Below are 14,143 nucleotides of genomic sequence, written 5' to 3' on the forward strand. Positions count from 1 at the left end.
TGGCCCGTGCCGACGGACGAGCCGGCCTCGCCGATGAGTTCGGGTGCCCATGCCGGTCCCAGAGGGACGGTGCGGCGACGGAGCCGCCCGAGAGACGGAGGAACATCCCATGGCCACGGAACCCAGCACGCAGGTGGACCCGGTATCCGCGCCCGACGGCGGTCCCGCGGGAGAGCTGATGACGGACTTCTCCTCACCCGGTGCCACCGCCACCTCCTGGGCCGACACCCTGGCGGTGCTCCAGAAAGCCGAGATCTTCTGGCTGTCCACGGTCCGTCCCGACGGGAGCCCGCACGTCACCCCCCTCATCACCGTCTGGGCCGACGGCGCGCTCCACTTCTGCACCGGCCCGACCGAACGCAAGGCGCGCAACCTCGAGCAGAACCCTGGGTGCGTGCTGACCACGGGGACCAACCGCATGAGCGAGGGGCTCGACGTCGTGCTCGCCGGGGTCGCCCGACGGATCACCGAGGACCACGTCCTGCAACGCCTGGCCGACCGCTGGGCGTGCAAGTACGAGTGGCACTTCGAGGTGCACGACGGCTCGTTCTGGGACAGCGAGGCGCCGTCCGAGGGGTCGCCCGCTGACGCGCCCGCAGCCGGCGAGGCCCACGTCTTCCAGGTCCGTCCCCGCACGATCCACGCCTACGGGCGCGGCGAGGACTACACCTCGACCCGGTGGACCTTCGAGGACGGGGCTAGCGTGAAGGCGTGACCCCCGTCCAACGTCGCGTGCTGCTCGTCGCGATCCTCGCCTCGTTCGTCTCGTTCCTCGACGGGACCGTGGTCAACGTCGCGCTCCCCGCGATCGCGCAGGACCTGGCCGGAGGAGCGCTCGACGGGCTCGCGCTCCAGCAGTGGGTCGTCGACGCCTATCTCATCACGCTCGGCTCGCTCATCCTCGTGGCCGGTTCGCTGTCCGACGTCCACGGCCGCCGCCGCGTCATGTGGTGGGGGCTGGTCGGGTTCGCGGTCACGTCGGTGCTGTGCGCGCTGGCCCCGACGGGCGTCGTGCTGGTGGTCGCGCGCGGTCTCCAGGGCATCGCGGGGGCGCTGCTCGTGCCGAGCTCGCTCGCGATGATCATCTCCTCGTTCAGCGGTGCCGCGCAGGCCAAGGCCATCGGCACCTGGACCGCGTGGACGGGTACCGCGATGATCGCCGGGCCGCTGCTCGGGGGAGTCCTCGTGGACACCCTGTCCTGGCGGTGGGTGTTCGGCATCAACCTGCTGCCCGTGGCCGTGACGCTGTGGATCCTGCGCGGGATGGCGGAGGGGGACACCGAGACCGGTCGTCGGATCGACGTGCGCGGGGCCGTGCTCGCGGCCGTCGGGCTCGCCGGGCCCGTCTTCGCGCTCATCGAGCACGGGCGGTTCGGGTGGTCGAGCCCGGTCGTGTGGGTGCCGCTCGTCGCCGGGATCGCGGCGCTCGGGGCGTTCCTCGCCTGGGAGCGCCGCGCCCCGGACCCCATGCTGCCGCTGTCCCTGTTCTCGGTGCGCAACTTCGCGGCGGGCAACGTCGCGACCGCCGCGATCTACGGGGCGCTCGCGTTCGGCGGGTTCGCCGTGACCCTGTTCGTGCAGCAGGTCGCCGGGTACAGCGCGACGCTCGCGGGGCTGGCCCTGCTGCCCGTGACCGTGCTCATGCTGTTCCTGTCCTCGCGCTTCGGGGCGCTCGCGGGCCGGTACGGCCCCCGCCTGTTCATGACGGTGGGCCCCCTGATCGCGGGCGGCGGCTACCTGCTCATGCTCACCACGACCGCCGAGGCGAGCTACTTCACGCAGCTCCTGCCCGGCATCCTGCTGTTCGGCCTGGGGCTCGCGGTCACGGTGGCGCCGCTGACCGCGGCGATCCTGGGGTCGATCCCGGCTGCCGACGCGGGCATCGGGTCGGCCGTCAACAATGCGGTCTCCCGCATCGCGGGCCTCGTGGTCATCGCGTGCGCGGGGATCGTGATCGGTCCCGTGCTCGACGTCGCCGGGTTTCACCGGGCACTGATCGTCACGGCCGCGCTGCTCGTCGCGGGCGGTCTCGTGAGCTGGGTAGGCATCCGCAACGAGCAGGTCGTGGCGGCGGGGGCCGCGGACGCCCCTGCCGCCTGAGGGCTGTCGCCTACTCGACCACGTGCAGGTCGTGCGGTGCGTTGTTGAGGCGACGGCCGCCGTCGGGCAGGTCGTCCGGGAACGCGACCACGATGTCCTCGATGCGGACCCCGAAGTTCCCCGGGAGGTAGATCCCGGGCTCGACCGAGAAGCACATGCCGGAGACGATGGGCTGCTCCTCGCCCTCGATCATGTACGGCGGCTCGTGCGTCGTCAGGCCGATCCCGTGGCCCGTGCGGTGGATGAACTGCTCGCCGTACCCGGCGTCGGTGATGACGGCGCGGGCGGCACGGTCGACGTCCTGGCAGGTCGCCCCCGGTCGGACCGCGTCGACCCCGGCCTGCTGCGCGGCGCGCACGATCTCGAAGACCTCGCGCTGCTGGTCCGTGACGTCGCCGCCGACGTGCACCATGCGCGTCATGTCCGAGCCGTAGCCGTCCTTGAGGCCGCCGAAGTCGAGCACGACCATGTCGCCCTCCTGGATGACCCGGTCGCCCGCCTCGTGGTGCGGGTTGGCACCGTTGGGGCCCGAGCCGACGACCGTGAAGTCGACCTGTGAGTGGCCGTGGTCGCGCAGGAAGCCTGCGAGGTCCGCCGCGACGTCGAGCTCGCGGCGGCCGCTGAAACGGATCTCGACGATGTCTGCGAACGTCGCGTCGTTCGCGGCTCCCGCGGCCGCGAGGCGCTCGATCTCGTCGGGTCCCTTGACCGCGCGCAGCATGGGCAGGGCCTGCGTCATCGCCGAGTACGACGAGCCCGGCAGGGTGCGCTGGAGGCCCAGCAGGTGCATGGCCCACGCAGAGTCCGAGATCGCGTAGCGCCCGGCCGCGTCGAGCAGGTCGGCCGTGACCGCGTACTCGTCGACGCCGTCGGTCCACGGGGTGGCGTGCAGGGCGGCTGCGCCGGGTGCCCGGTCGAGGTCCGGCCGTTCCAGGACGGGCACCACGATCGACGCCTCGCCCTCGGCCGGGACCACGAGCAGCGTGATGCGCTCGGTCATGGCCGTGGGCGTGTACCCCGTGAAGTACGTCATGTCCGGGCCAGGGGTGACGAGCACCCCGGCGAGGCCGGCGTCGCGGGCCTGGGCAGCCGCGCGGTCGATGCGCGCGGCGAAGTCCTGTGCGGTGAACTCCCTCATGGGGTCAGCCTGCCACCGCTCTCGCCGGTGCGCCGGGCGAGGTGCCCGACGGCGGTACGCGGCCCGGGTGCGCGGCCCTGGGGACGGAGGTCAGGCCTTGCGGTGCTCCGCGACCCCGCGCAGGGCCTCGCGGCGGGTCCGCAGCTCTTCGCGGCCTTCGCGGGTGATCTGTGCCCAGTTCCGGTTCTTCGTGATCCGGGCATGGACCAGGCTCGCCTCGGTGAGGTCGTGGAGGCGGGCCGCGAGGTTGCGCTCCTCGATGCCCGTGAGGCGCCCGAGCGCGGGCTGGTCGGCCTCGTCGGCGTCGCCGAGCACCGCGAGCACGCGCAGGTTGTCGGTCGCGGGGTCGCCGATGCTCAGGGCGCCGTCCCCGGCGGCGAGGGTCTGGCGCTCACCGCGCAGGGCCACCAGTGCGGCTGCCAGCAGGGCGAGGCCCAGGGCGATCATCGCCATGAGGCCGGGCGTCGAGAGCGGGAAGAAGAGCGGCGACGAGAGGGTCGCGATCCCGAACGACGCGGCCATCGTCGCGAGCCCGGCGACCCACAGGAATCGGTCGGAGGCACGTAGCCCCAGGACGACGAGCCCGAGGCCCAGGACGAAGGGCACGCCCGTCGTCCAGAGGATCCAGGGGAGGAGGAAGGCGATCAGGGCGCTCAGGACGAGCGCGATCCCGTATCCGTCGCTCCCGACGCCTACTCCCGTGGGCAGCCGGAGGGCGAAGGCCGTGACGTACATCGCGATGAACCCGGCTGCGGGCACGAGCATGACGAGCCAGAGCCAGCTGCTGTCGAGCAGCCCCATGCCCGCGACGACCCAGGTCGTGACCCCCGCGACGGCCAGGGGGAGCGAGCGGGCATGTCGTGCGGCGCGGGTCCGCAGGCGTGCGGAGTCGGCGGCGACGAGGGCGGGGACGGTGGCGGGCATGGGCTTCACGGTACGTCACCGACCGGCCGCGGGGCGCGGACCCCTGGTGCGCGACGCGCAGCGCGTCGCGCGGGGAACCGCGCCCCGTGGGAGCGGGGCAGACGGCTCAGACCGTGATGACGACCTTGCCGCGCACGTGCCCGGTCCTGCTCGCCTCGTGGGCCTTCGCGGTGTCGGCCAGGTCGTAGACCTCGGCGACGTCGACCGTGAGCTGTCCGGCGTCCGCGAGGCGGGCCAGCTCGGTGAGCCCCTCGACGTCGGGGCGGACCCAGACGTAGTGCCCGCCGAGCTCGTCGCGGGCCGCGGCCTCGACGACCGAGGCGACCGTGCCGCCGTCGCGCAGGACGTCGGGCGTGGTGGCCAGTGCTTCGCCACCGATGTAGTCGAGCACGACGTCGACGCCCTCGGGCGCGAGGGCGCGCACGCGCTCGGCGAGGCCGTCGCCGTAGGTCACGGGCTCGGCGCCCAGCGAGCGCAGGTACTCGTGGTTGCGCTCGGAGGCCGTGCCGATGACCCGGGCGCCGCGGGCGACCGCGATCTGCACGGCCATCGACCCGACGCCGCCCGCCGCCGCATGCACGAGCACGGTCTGCCCGCTGCTCAGCCCGGTCCGGTCGATGGTCTGGAGGGCCGTGAGTCCGGCCAGGGGCGCCCCGGCGGCCTGCTCCCACGTCCACGCCGCGGGCTTGCGCGCCAGCGTGCGGACCGGGGCCGCGACGAGCTCGGCGGTCGTGCCGCCGGAGACCACGTCCTTGCGCACGTACCCGAAGACCTCGTCGCCGACCGAGAGCTCGGGCGTGTCCAGGCCGACCTGCTCGACGACGCCCGCGACGTCCCAGCCCGGGACCACCGGGAAGGTCGCGTCCATGATCGCGTCGAGGTAGCCCTGGCGGACCTTCCAGTCCACGGGGTTGACGCTCGTGGCCTTGACCCGGACAAGGACGGTGTCCGGTCCGACCTTGGGCGTGGGGAGCTCGCTGAGCTCGAGGACGTCGGCTCCGCCGTAGCGGGAGTAGGTGATGGCTCGCATGCAGGCGGCAACGGGCGACGGCGCCGGGACATTCCCCGCAGCCGCCGCCCGTCGTGTCCCGGCAGGTCAGCCCTCGATCGCGCTCGGGTCCATGTACATGACCTCCCACAGGTGACCGTCGAGGTCGGAGAAGCTGCGCGAGTACATGAAGCCCTCGTCCTGCGGCGGGTTGGTCTGCGACCCGCCCGCGGCGAGCGCGCGGTCGGCGAGGTCGTCGACGCCCGGGCGGGACTCGGCGCTGATCGCGTTGATGGCCTCGGTCGCGATCCGGGCGTCGACGATGTCCTTGGGCGTGAATCGGCGGAAGAACTCGTGGGTCAGGAGCATGACGTAGATCGTGTCGCTGATGACCACGCACGACGCGTTCTCGTCGGTGAACTGCGCGTTGATCGTGAACCCGAGCTGCGTGTAGAACGCCTTGGACTTCTCGAGGTCTGCCACGGGCAGGTTGACGAAGATCTGGGTTCCGGTCATGACGGTCTCCTTCGGACGTGCCGCCGGGCGGTGCTCCGGGCGGTGGGACAAGGTGTCGCCGGTAGAGACCGGCGGTCCGCGGAGAACTCATCGGCGCGCAGCCGACCGTGCGTCACGAGAGAGGGGACGCGTCGAGAGAGAGGTCTCACGTCGAGGTAGAGGGTCCCGGCCCTCTACCTCGACGTGGGCCCTCTACCTCGACGAGCCGGTCGGGCCGCGAGGGTCAGACCAGGACCTCGCCGTCGCGGGCCACGACCTGGCCGCCGGCCACGACGAGCGCACGGCTCGGCGCCCGGACGACCGCGTCCATGGTGTTCTCGGCGTCGACGAGCACGACGTCGGCGCGCGCGCCCTCGACGAGGTCGTGCACCCGGCGCCCCACGAAGTGCGCGGCGTCGCTCGTCGCGAGCCGGGCCGCACGGACGATGTCCTCGTCGTGGCGGAAGCGCGCGAGCTGGGACAGGCGGGTCGTGAGCGCGAGGAGGTCGCCCGTGCCGTACGGCGCCCACAGGTCGCGGATGCCGTCGGTGCCCAGGCCCACCTTGACGCCGTGCTCGCGCAGCAGGTCGAGCGGGAGCGGGGTCGCACCGATCGGGGCGACGGTCGTCATGCTGATGCCCGCGTCGCCCATGGCCTCGACGAGGTCGGCCATGCGGGTGGGGGGAAGCTGCCCGACGGCGAAGCCGTGCGCCACGTTGACCTTGCCCTGCAGGCCCGCGCGGATCGTGCGCTCGATCATGAGCTCGATCTGGAACGCGCCGAGCTCCCCGCCGTCGTGGAGGTGGACGTCGACGCCCACGCCGCGGCGCTCGGCGATCTCGAACAGCCCGTCGAGCTGGGTCACGGGGTCGCGGTCGATCGAGGCGGGGTCGAGGCCGCCGATGTGCTCGGCCCCGGCGGCTGCCGCGGCGTCGAGCAGCTCGAGGACGCCGGGTCGGCGCAGGACGCCGTCCTGGGGGAACGCGACGATCTCGGCGTCGACCGCGCCGCCCAGCACGAACAGGGACTCGCGGACCACGTCGATGCCGCGCAGCCCGAGGCCGAGGTCGACGTCGACGTGGGTGCGGATCGCGGTCGTGCCGTGCCGCAGGAACTCGCGCAGGACCGCGACCGTGACGTCGACGCCGGGGATGCCGAGCTCGTCGCGGTGCTCGCGCTCGTGCGCGATGCGTCCCTGCGTGGTGGCCTCACCGCCGTAGCTGACCCACGGCTTGCCCCACCAGCTCTTGTCGACGTGCGCGTGCGCGTTGACGAACCCGGGCAGGGCCAGGAGGCCGCGCCCGTCGACCTCGCCCGGGACGGGCGCGGTGCCGGCGCGGGGGGCCTCGGCCTCGGTGGAGGAGTGCGGCGTCACCCGGGTGATGTGCCCGTCCGCGACGTGGAGGTCGACGGGGTCGGCGCCCCAGGGGCGGACGTTGCGCAGCACCGTCACTGCGGCCTGAGGAGCGGCGGGGAACAGGGGCATGGGAGGTCCTACTTCCGGTGGTGCTGGACGGGGCGGTGCAGGCTCACCCCCAGGAGCGCTCCACTGGGAGGAAATGGTATACCATTTCTTGCGCGGGGTTCCGGGAGGATGAGACGCATGAGCGCAGACCAGCCGTTCGAGCCCGAGGCGGACCGCGTCGCCCGGATCGTGCGCGAGCAGATCATCGACGGCGACCGTGACCCGGGCGACAAGCTCGTCGAGCGTGACCTCGCGGCTGAGCTCGGCGTGAGCCGCGTGCCCGTCCGAGACGCCCTCAAGGCCCTCATCTCCGAGGGGCTCGTGACCCCGCGCCCCCGGACGTGGGCCGTCGTGCGGACCTTCACCGACGCCGACGTCGAGGACCTCATCGAGGTGCGCTCCGCGCTCGAGACCCTGACCTTCCGCCTCGCTGCCGAACGCAGGACCCCCGACGACCTCGCCGCGCTCGAGACCGTCCTCGACCGCGAGGCCCGGGCCGCGCGCGAGCACGACGCGAAGACCGCCCACCGCGCCGGCGCCGACTTCCACGAGCTCGTCGCGACGACCGCCGCGAGCCCGCTCCTCGACGAGATCGGCGCCATCACCTCGAGCCGCCTGCGCTGGCTGCTCGGGCAGCACGTCGACCTCCAGGAGATGGTCGACGAGCATCGCGGGCTCCTGGCCGCGATCCGCGCGGGGGACGGGCAGGAGGCGGCGCGGCTCGCCGTCGGGCACCTGCGGACCAGCCGCGACGCGGCGCGCACCCGGCGCGCCGCCCAGGGCCCCGCGCGAGGCTGAGAGATCAGTCCTCCCGGCGCACGTCCTCGGGCGACTTGTCGGGCCGCCAGCCGCGCCACACCGCGTGCCGCAGCTTGCCGTCGCCCTCGGGGGCGCTCGTCCAGTCCGCGTAGTCGACCTCGCCGACCAGGTGCGGCGTGACCCAGCGTGCGTCCGAGGCGTCCGCGGCCGGGACGTCGAGGGCCGGGTTCGTGACCCGCTCGATCCGGCCGAGGCGCGTCACGAGGTCGCGCCGGTCCTTCTCGGTGAAACCCGACCCGACGCGGCCCACGTAGCGCAGCCCCACGTCGTCGGGCACCGCGAGCAGCAGCGATCCCACGAGGTGCGACCTGTCACCGTGCCCCGGGCGCCAGCCGACCACCACGACCTCCTGGGAGTGCGAGTGCTTGACCTTGATCCAGCTCCGCGAGCGCCGCCCGGCCGTGTACGTGCTCGTGCGGCGCTTGGCCACCACGCCCTCGAGGCCCAGCTGCCTGCTCGTCGCGACAGCCCCCGCGAGGTCGCCGTCGAACGCAGGTGGCACGTGCACGATCCCCGACCCGTCGACCAGGTCCTCGAGGATTGCGCGGCGCTCGTCGTAGGTGCGTCGGACGAGCGAGCGACCGCCGACGGACAGGACGTCGAACAGCATGAGCTCGACCCCGACCTTGGCGCGTGCCGCCGCGACGTCGCCCGCCCTGGTGAGGTTCGCGCGGTGCTGGAGGCGGCGGAAGCTCGGGCGACCGCGTGCGTCGAGCGCCACGATCTCGCCGTCCACGACCACGGGCAGCTCCTCGGGCGGGACGCGGGCCGCGAGGTCCGCGAGCTCGGGATAGGTCACGGTCATGTCCTTGCCGCTGCGGCTCACGAGGCGGACCCTCGGGGCGGAGGTGCCGCCGGGCGCCGCAGCGCCGCCGGTGACCTGCGCGATCACCCGGAAGCCGTCCCACTTCATCTCGTAGGCCCAGTCGTCGGCGTCGCCCTCGGCCGTGAGCGTCTCGACCGTCCCGGCGGTCGCGAGCATGGGGCGGGGGAGGGCGGCGCCCGCGGGCTCGTCGTCGGGCTCGGTGGGGTGCTGCCCGGTCACCTTGCCGCGCGGTGCGGTGTGCGGTGTCGCCCGCTGTGGCGCCTGCCCCTCGTCGCGCGGGGCCATGAGATGGATGAGCCAGTTGTTCTCCTCGGCTCTGCCTGATGTGCCGGAGGACCCGTGCTGCTGATGGCCCCCCGTGTGGATGAGCGCGAGCCGCCGCGTGCCGTGCTGCTCGCCGTGCAGCGTGACGATGACCTCCTCGTCGTCGCGCCATTTCTCGAGCTCGTACGTGCCCGCGTCCCAGATGGTCACCTCCCCGCCGCCGTACTCGCCCGCCGGGATGGTCCCCTCGAACGAGCCGTACGCGAGCGGGTGGTCCTCGGTCTGGACCGCCAGGTGGTTCTGCTGCGGGTCGGTCGGCTCGCCGCGCGGCAGGGCCCAGCTCACGAGCACGCCGTCGTGCTCCAGGCGGAAGTCCCAGTGCAGGCGGCGCGCGTGATGCTCCTGGATGACGAAGGAGTTGCCCTGGCTCGTCGGTGGGGCCGCTTCAGGGACCGGCTCGGGCGTCCGGGAGGCGTCACGCTTGGCGCGATAGGTCTCGAGGCGGTCGCGGCGGGGTGGGTCTCCTGGTGCGGCGTCGCGCCCGCCGTCGTCCGTGCTCCCGCCGCCCGACGGCGCAGCCCCCTTGCGCGCGAACGTCGCCATACGCTCGGGCGTGGGTTCGAGCGAGGCCAGGTGGCCCGCGGTCAGGGCCGCGAGCGGGTCGCCCATGGTCTGGACGCGTTCCACGACCTGGTCCTTGTCGAGGTGCGCGAGGTCCGGGTCGTCGAGCTCGTCCCACGTGCGCGGTGCCGCGACGGTCGGGTGGGCGCGGCCCCGCAGCGAGTAGGGCGCGATGGTCGTCTTGTTGCCGTTGTTCTGGCTCCAGTCGACCAGCACCTTGCCGCCGCGCAGCGCCTTCTTCATGTCGCTCACGACGAGGTCCGGGTGCTCGGCCTCGAGGTAGCGGGCGAGCTCGTGCGCGACCGCGCTCACCTCGTCGGTCGTCTGGCGGCCGTCGAGCGCGGCGTACAGGTGGATGCCCTTGGAGCCGCTCGTCACGGGCAGGGGGTCCAGGCCCATGCCGCGCAGCACGCCGCGGGCCAGGCGGGCGACCTCGGCGCACTCGGGCAGCCCCGCGCCCTCACCGGGGTCGAGGTCGAGGACCAGGCGGTCGGGGTTCTTCTGGACCCCGGTCCGCCCGAACTGCCACTGCGGCACGTGGATCTCCAGGGCGGCGACCTGCCCGAGCCACGTGAGGGTCGCGAGGTCGTTGACGAGCGGGTACGCGTTGGTGCTGTGCTTGTGCTGGATCGTGCGGCGCCGGACCCACGTGGGCGTGCCGGCGTCGAGGTTCTTCTGGAAGAACACGGGCCCCTCGACGCCGTTCGGCCAGCGCTTGCGCGTCGCCGGCCGGTTCGAGGCGTGGGGGAGCAGGACGTCCGCGACCGCGGCGAGATAGGCCAGGACCTCGCCCTTGGTCGTGCCCGTGGCGGGGTACAGGACCTTGTCCAGGTTGGTGAGCTTGAGGCGGTGACCGCCGACGCTCACGGTCTGCGCCGCCGTCGAGGAGGCCATGGGTCCATGGTTGCCCGGGGTGGGCTGGTGCGCTCGGTGGGGTCGGCCCTTTCCCCCGCTGAGTGCGGAGTAGTTGTCGCCGATCGGCCCGTCCGACGACAACTACTCCGCACTCAGCGGGGGCTGTGGCCAAACGTGCAGTTGTGCAATCTTTGCAGTCATGCATACAGTGCAGTCATGCAGACCGCTCCGACGTCCCTCCGCGAACGCAAGCGCGCCGAGACCTGGCTCACGATCCACCAGGCGGCCGCCGCAGTGGTTCGCGAGAAGGGGCTCCACCACGCGACCGTCGAGGAGATCGCCGCCGCGGCGGGAGTCTCGCCGCGGACCTTCTTCAACTACTTCACGACCAAGGAGGAGGCGATCCTGGGCCTCGTGCCCCCGACCGTCTCCGACGAGGCGCTCGCGGCCTTCCGTGCCGAGACCGAGGGGCCCGCGTTCGAGCGGGTCGTGCGGTTCCTGCTCTCGATCCTGCGCTCGACGCTCCACCCCGGCGTCCCGTTCGCCGAGCGCAAGGCGCTCGTGCGGGAGCACCCCGAGCTGCGCAAGCACGCCATGGGTTACGTGTCCCAGGTCGAGGGGCTCGTCAACGATCTGCTGTCCGACCGGGCCGAGGACGGGACGGGGTTCAGCGAGCTCGCGTCGCTGGGCCTGCCCGACAGCCCCGACACCGCGCGAGCGCTCCTCATGCTCGCCGGCACCATCATGCGCTTCGCGTACTCGCGCAACCCCGGCACCGCCCTGAGCGACGCCGACGCCGAGGCCGAGATCAGCGAAGCGATCACCATCTTCCGAGAAGTCTTCGAGGCCACGCTATGACCACCACCCCCCGAACCGGCAGCACGCCGGCACCCACCCAGGGCGCGGCGCCCACCCGAGGTGCCGCGCCCACCGAACCCGCGCCGAGCGACCAGGCGGCCCCCGCCCCCGAGACGAAGGACCGCAAGATCGTCCTGCTCTTCCTGGGCCTCATGGTCACGATGCTGCTCGCCTCCCTCAACCAGACGGTCCTGTCGAGCGCGCTGCCCACGATCGTCGGCGAGCTCAACGGCGTCGAGCACATGAGCTGGGTCATCACGGCCTTCATCCTCGCGTCGACCATCACCATGCCGATCTACGGCAAGGTCTCCGACGTCCTGGGGCGCAAGCCCCTGCTGCTGACGGCGATCCTGCTGTTCATGGCCGGCTCCGTGATCGGTGCCGTGGCGGGCGACATGAACCTGCTCATCGTGGGCCGCACGGTCCAGGGCCTCGGCGGCGGCGGGCTCATGATCCTGTCGCAGGCCGCGATCGCCGACGTCATCCCCGCACGCGAGCGTGGCAAGTACATGGGCATCATGGGTGCCGTCTTCGCGGTCTCCTCGGTCGCGGGCCCGCTGCTCGGTGGGTGGTTCACCGAGGGGCCGGGCTGGCGCTGGGTCTTCTGGATCAACATCCCGCTGGGCATCCTCGCGGCTCTCGCGACGGTCTTCCTGCTGCACCTGCCCAAGAAGGCGCGCAGCACCGAGCGCGTCCGCCACGACTACCTCGGCATGGCCCTCATGGCCGTGGCCACCACTGCGATCGTGCTGGTCGGGACCTGGGGCGGCTCGCAGTACGCGTGGGGTTCGGCGACGATCCTCGGGCTCATCGCGCTGGCGGTCGTGGCGGCCGTCGCGTTCGTGCTCGTCGAGAAGCGGGCCGACGAGCCGATCATCCCGCTGCACCTGTTCGCCGACCGCAACTTCACGGTCACGACCATCGCAGCGCTCGCGACCGGCATCGCGATGTTCGGCGCGATCGGCTACATGCCGACGTACCTGCAGATGGCGACCGGCGCGAGCGCGACCGTCGCGGGCCTGCTCATGATCCCCATGATGGGATCCCTGCTCGTCACCTCGGTCGTCACGGGCCAGATGGTCTCGCGGACCGGGAAGTACAAGGTCCTCCCGATCGTCGGGTCGCTGATCCTGGGTGTGGGCCTGGCCCTGCTCTCGACCGTCGAGGCTGACACCCCGACCCCCATGATCTGCGTGTTCCTCGGGGTGATCGGGATCGGGCTGGGCAGCAGCATGCAGATCCTCACGCTGATCGTGCAGAACTCGTTCCCGCTGCGCGAGGTCGGGACCGCGACGGCGGCCAACAACTACTTCCGCCAGGTCGGTGCCACGCTGGGCTCGGCCGTGGTCGGCAGCGTCTTCATCTCACGCCTGACCTCGCTCATCGCCGAGAAGTTCCCGCAGGGCACGGGGTCAGCGGGCGGGACGGGGTCGCTCACCCCGGACCTGGTCCAGTCCCTGCCCGACGGCGTGCGCGCCCTCGTGATCGAGTCCTACAACGAGGCGCTCGTGCCGCTCTTCCTCTACATGGTGCCGCTCGCGGTCATCGCGGCGATCGCCCTGTGCTTCGTCCACGAGAAGCCGCTCGCGACCTCGGTCGAGCACGAGATCGCCGCGGAGTCCCTGGCCGAGGGTCAGCTCCTGGTGTCCGACGCGGACCCCGACACCGACGCCGACCCCGACGAGGCGAGCGACGCCGTCGGGCGGGGGGAGAGCGTGAGCGCCGGGGCGCGACCCGAGCGGTGACCGGCCCCGCAGCACGCGACGAAGGGTCGCCCGACACCGTGTCGGGCGACCCTTCGTCGTGAGCGGAGTCGTCAGGCGGTCGGGGCGCCCGCGGTGGCAAGCTCCGGTGCCGGACGGTCCTTCGCGAGCTCCTGGTAGGACTTGTGGTCCGTGAAGAGCTCGTCGCGCAGCGGGTTGCGGCGCTTGGTCACGATCACCTTGACCTGGTAGACGGCGACCGCGACGTTGGCGAGCAGCGAGATCAGGCTGACCACGAACAACGCCGTCGGGTCGTGCGACGAGTCGACCGCGAACGACGAGTCCGAGACGAACGTCGGCACGGCCATCGTGAACATCATCCAGAACGCGAGCGTGTGGGCACGGTGCTGGAGCCAGGCGCCCTTGCGCAGGAAGAACGCCGGGATCGTGCAGCTGATGAGCAGCGCGGCGCCCGCGTAGAACGCGTGGTCGCCCACGCAGTTGTAGACGTACGCGAAGTTCCACAGGTCGTACGCGATGATCCAGAACCACATCATGTCGGGCCAGACCATGTCGCGGAACCGGTCGCGCGTGATGTAGATGCCGGCCCAGCCGCAGATCGTCAGCAGGTTCAGGATGCCCGCTATGCCGTTCATGATGTTCCACGAGCCGCCGACCATGAACACGCCGTCGACCATGCCGTCCATGCCGTAGACCTGGAAGTCACGGATCACGGCCTCGGCGATGTTGAGCGCGAGGATCGCCGGCGGGAACAGCAGGGCGTACTTCATCGCCCCGACGCGCTTGTTGTACCGGATGAGCATGAAGCCGATACAGCCGGCGAGGGCCGAGTACACCTTGACCCAGTGGAACCAGGTGCCGGTCGAGGACCCTGCCCCTGCGGTGTGGGGCCAGACGAAGATCGTCAGCAGGACCGGCAGGACGACGAAGATGCCGATCGCAGCGGTCTTGGACCAGCGGACGAGCTCGTTGAGGCCCACGAGGGCCGCGAGCACCACGAACCACATGACGGCTGCTTGCCAGGGGATGGAATCGAAGAGGAACACGTCGCTCCCTTTCTCAGGAC

General features: G+C 72.1%; 12 protein-coding genes. 5 read left to right on the forward strand and 7 right to left on the reverse strand.

The genetic code is table 11. The annotated features are described in order from the left end of the window. The first annotated feature begins 109 nt into the window (after nt 1-109). Both JOD49_RS18795 and JOD49_RS18800 read left to right on the forward strand, forming a co-directional pair. A complete protein-coding gene (locus JOD49_RS18795; protein ID WP_205308509.1) occupies nt 110-715 on the forward strand; it encodes a pyridoxamine 5'-phosphate oxidase family protein in 606 nt (201 codons plus the stop codon). Beyond that, on the forward strand, nt 712-2,100 hold the full coding sequence (locus tag JOD49_RS18800; protein ID WP_205308510.1) for an MFS transporter: 1,389 nt from the start codon (nt 712-714) through the stop codon (nt 2,098-2,100). Before JOD49_RS18795 ends, JOD49_RS18800 begins: the two co-directional genes overlap by 4 nt. Before the next feature lie 10 nt (nt 2,101-2,110). Here the strand turns inward: JOD49_RS18800 and JOD49_RS18805 are convergent, their stop codons facing one another. The 5 genes from JOD49_RS18805 to JOD49_RS18825 all read right to left on the reverse strand — a co-directional run bounded on the left by JOD49_RS18805 (nt 2,111) and on the right by JOD49_RS18825 (nt 7,131). Further along, nucleotides 2,111-3,238 carry an aminopeptidase P family protein gene (locus JOD49_RS18805; RefSeq protein ID WP_205308511.1) on the reverse strand — a complete coding sequence of 376 codons (1,128 nt, stop codon included), beginning with the start codon at nt 3,236-3,238 and terminating at the stop codon, nt 2,111-2,113. Between the two features lie 90 nt (nt 3,239-3,328). After that, on the reverse strand, nt 3,329-4,162 hold the full coding sequence (locus tag JOD49_RS18810; RefSeq protein ID WP_205308512.1) for a hypothetical protein: 834 nt from the start codon (nt 4,160-4,162) through the stop codon (nt 3,329-3,331). 106 nt (nt 4,163-4,268) lie between these two features. After that, nucleotides 4,269-5,192 (reverse strand): NADP-dependent oxidoreductase, encoded by a 924-nt coding sequence (locus JOD49_RS18815; RefSeq protein ID WP_205308513.1) that lies wholly within the window; start codon nt 5,190-5,192, stop codon nt 4,269-4,271. A 66-nt stretch (nt 5,193-5,258) separates the two neighbouring features. Beyond that, nucleotides 5,259-5,666, reverse strand: a complete 408-nt coding sequence (locus tag JOD49_RS18820; RefSeq protein WP_205308514.1) for a VOC family protein — start codon at nt 5,664-5,666, stop codon at nt 5,259-5,261. A 223-nt stretch (nt 5,667-5,889) separates the two neighbouring features. Then, nucleotides 5,890-7,131, reverse strand: coding sequence for an amidohydrolase family protein (locus JOD49_RS18825; RefSeq protein ID WP_205308515.1), 1,242 nt, complete (start codon nt 7,129-7,131; stop codon nt 5,890-5,892). 117 nt (nt 7,132-7,248) lie between these two features. On the opposite strand from JOD49_RS18825, the gene JOD49_RS18830 reads away from it, so the two are divergent. Beyond that, nucleotides 7,249-7,908 carry a GntR family transcriptional regulator gene (locus JOD49_RS18830; RefSeq protein ID WP_205308516.1) on the forward strand — a complete coding sequence of 220 codons (660 nt, stop codon included), beginning with the start codon at nt 7,249-7,251 and terminating at the stop codon, nt 7,906-7,908. A gap of 4 nt (nt 7,909-7,912) precedes the next feature. On the opposite strand, the gene JOD49_RS18835 is transcribed toward JOD49_RS18830, so the two are convergent. Then, entirely contained in the window at nt 7,913-10,534 is a 2,622-nt protein-coding gene (locus JOD49_RS18835) for an ATP-dependent DNA ligase (protein WP_205308517.1), read from the reverse strand. A 177-nt stretch (nt 10,535-10,711) separates the two neighbouring features. Between JOD49_RS18835 and JOD49_RS18840 the strand changes: the two genes are divergently transcribed. Then, the gene (locus JOD49_RS18840) at nt 10,712-11,353 is read left to right on the forward strand and encodes a TetR/AcrR family transcriptional regulator (RefSeq protein WP_205308518.1); all 642 of its coding nucleotides are present in this window, start codon (nt 10,712-10,714) and stop codon (nt 11,351-11,353) included. Continuing rightward, on the forward strand, nt 11,350-13,098 hold the full coding sequence (locus tag JOD49_RS18845; RefSeq protein WP_205308519.1) for an MDR family MFS transporter: 1,749 nt from the start codon (nt 11,350-11,352) through the stop codon (nt 13,096-13,098). Before JOD49_RS18840 ends, JOD49_RS18845 begins: the two co-directional genes overlap by 4 nt. Before the next feature lie 71 nt (nt 13,099-13,169). Here the strand turns inward: JOD49_RS18845 and JOD49_RS18850 are convergent, their stop codons facing one another. Continuing rightward, nucleotides 13,170-14,123 (reverse strand): DUF5692 family protein, encoded by a 954-nt coding sequence (locus JOD49_RS18850; RefSeq protein ID WP_205308520.1) that lies wholly within the window; start codon nt 14,121-14,123, stop codon nt 13,170-13,172. Nucleotides 14,124-14,143 lie beyond the last annotated feature (20 nt).

This window comes from Oerskovia jenensis (assembly GCF_016907235.1).
In the GTDB taxonomy this organism is placed as follows: Bacteria; Actinomycetota; Actinomycetes; order Actinomycetales; family Cellulomonadaceae; genus Oerskovia; species Oerskovia jenensis.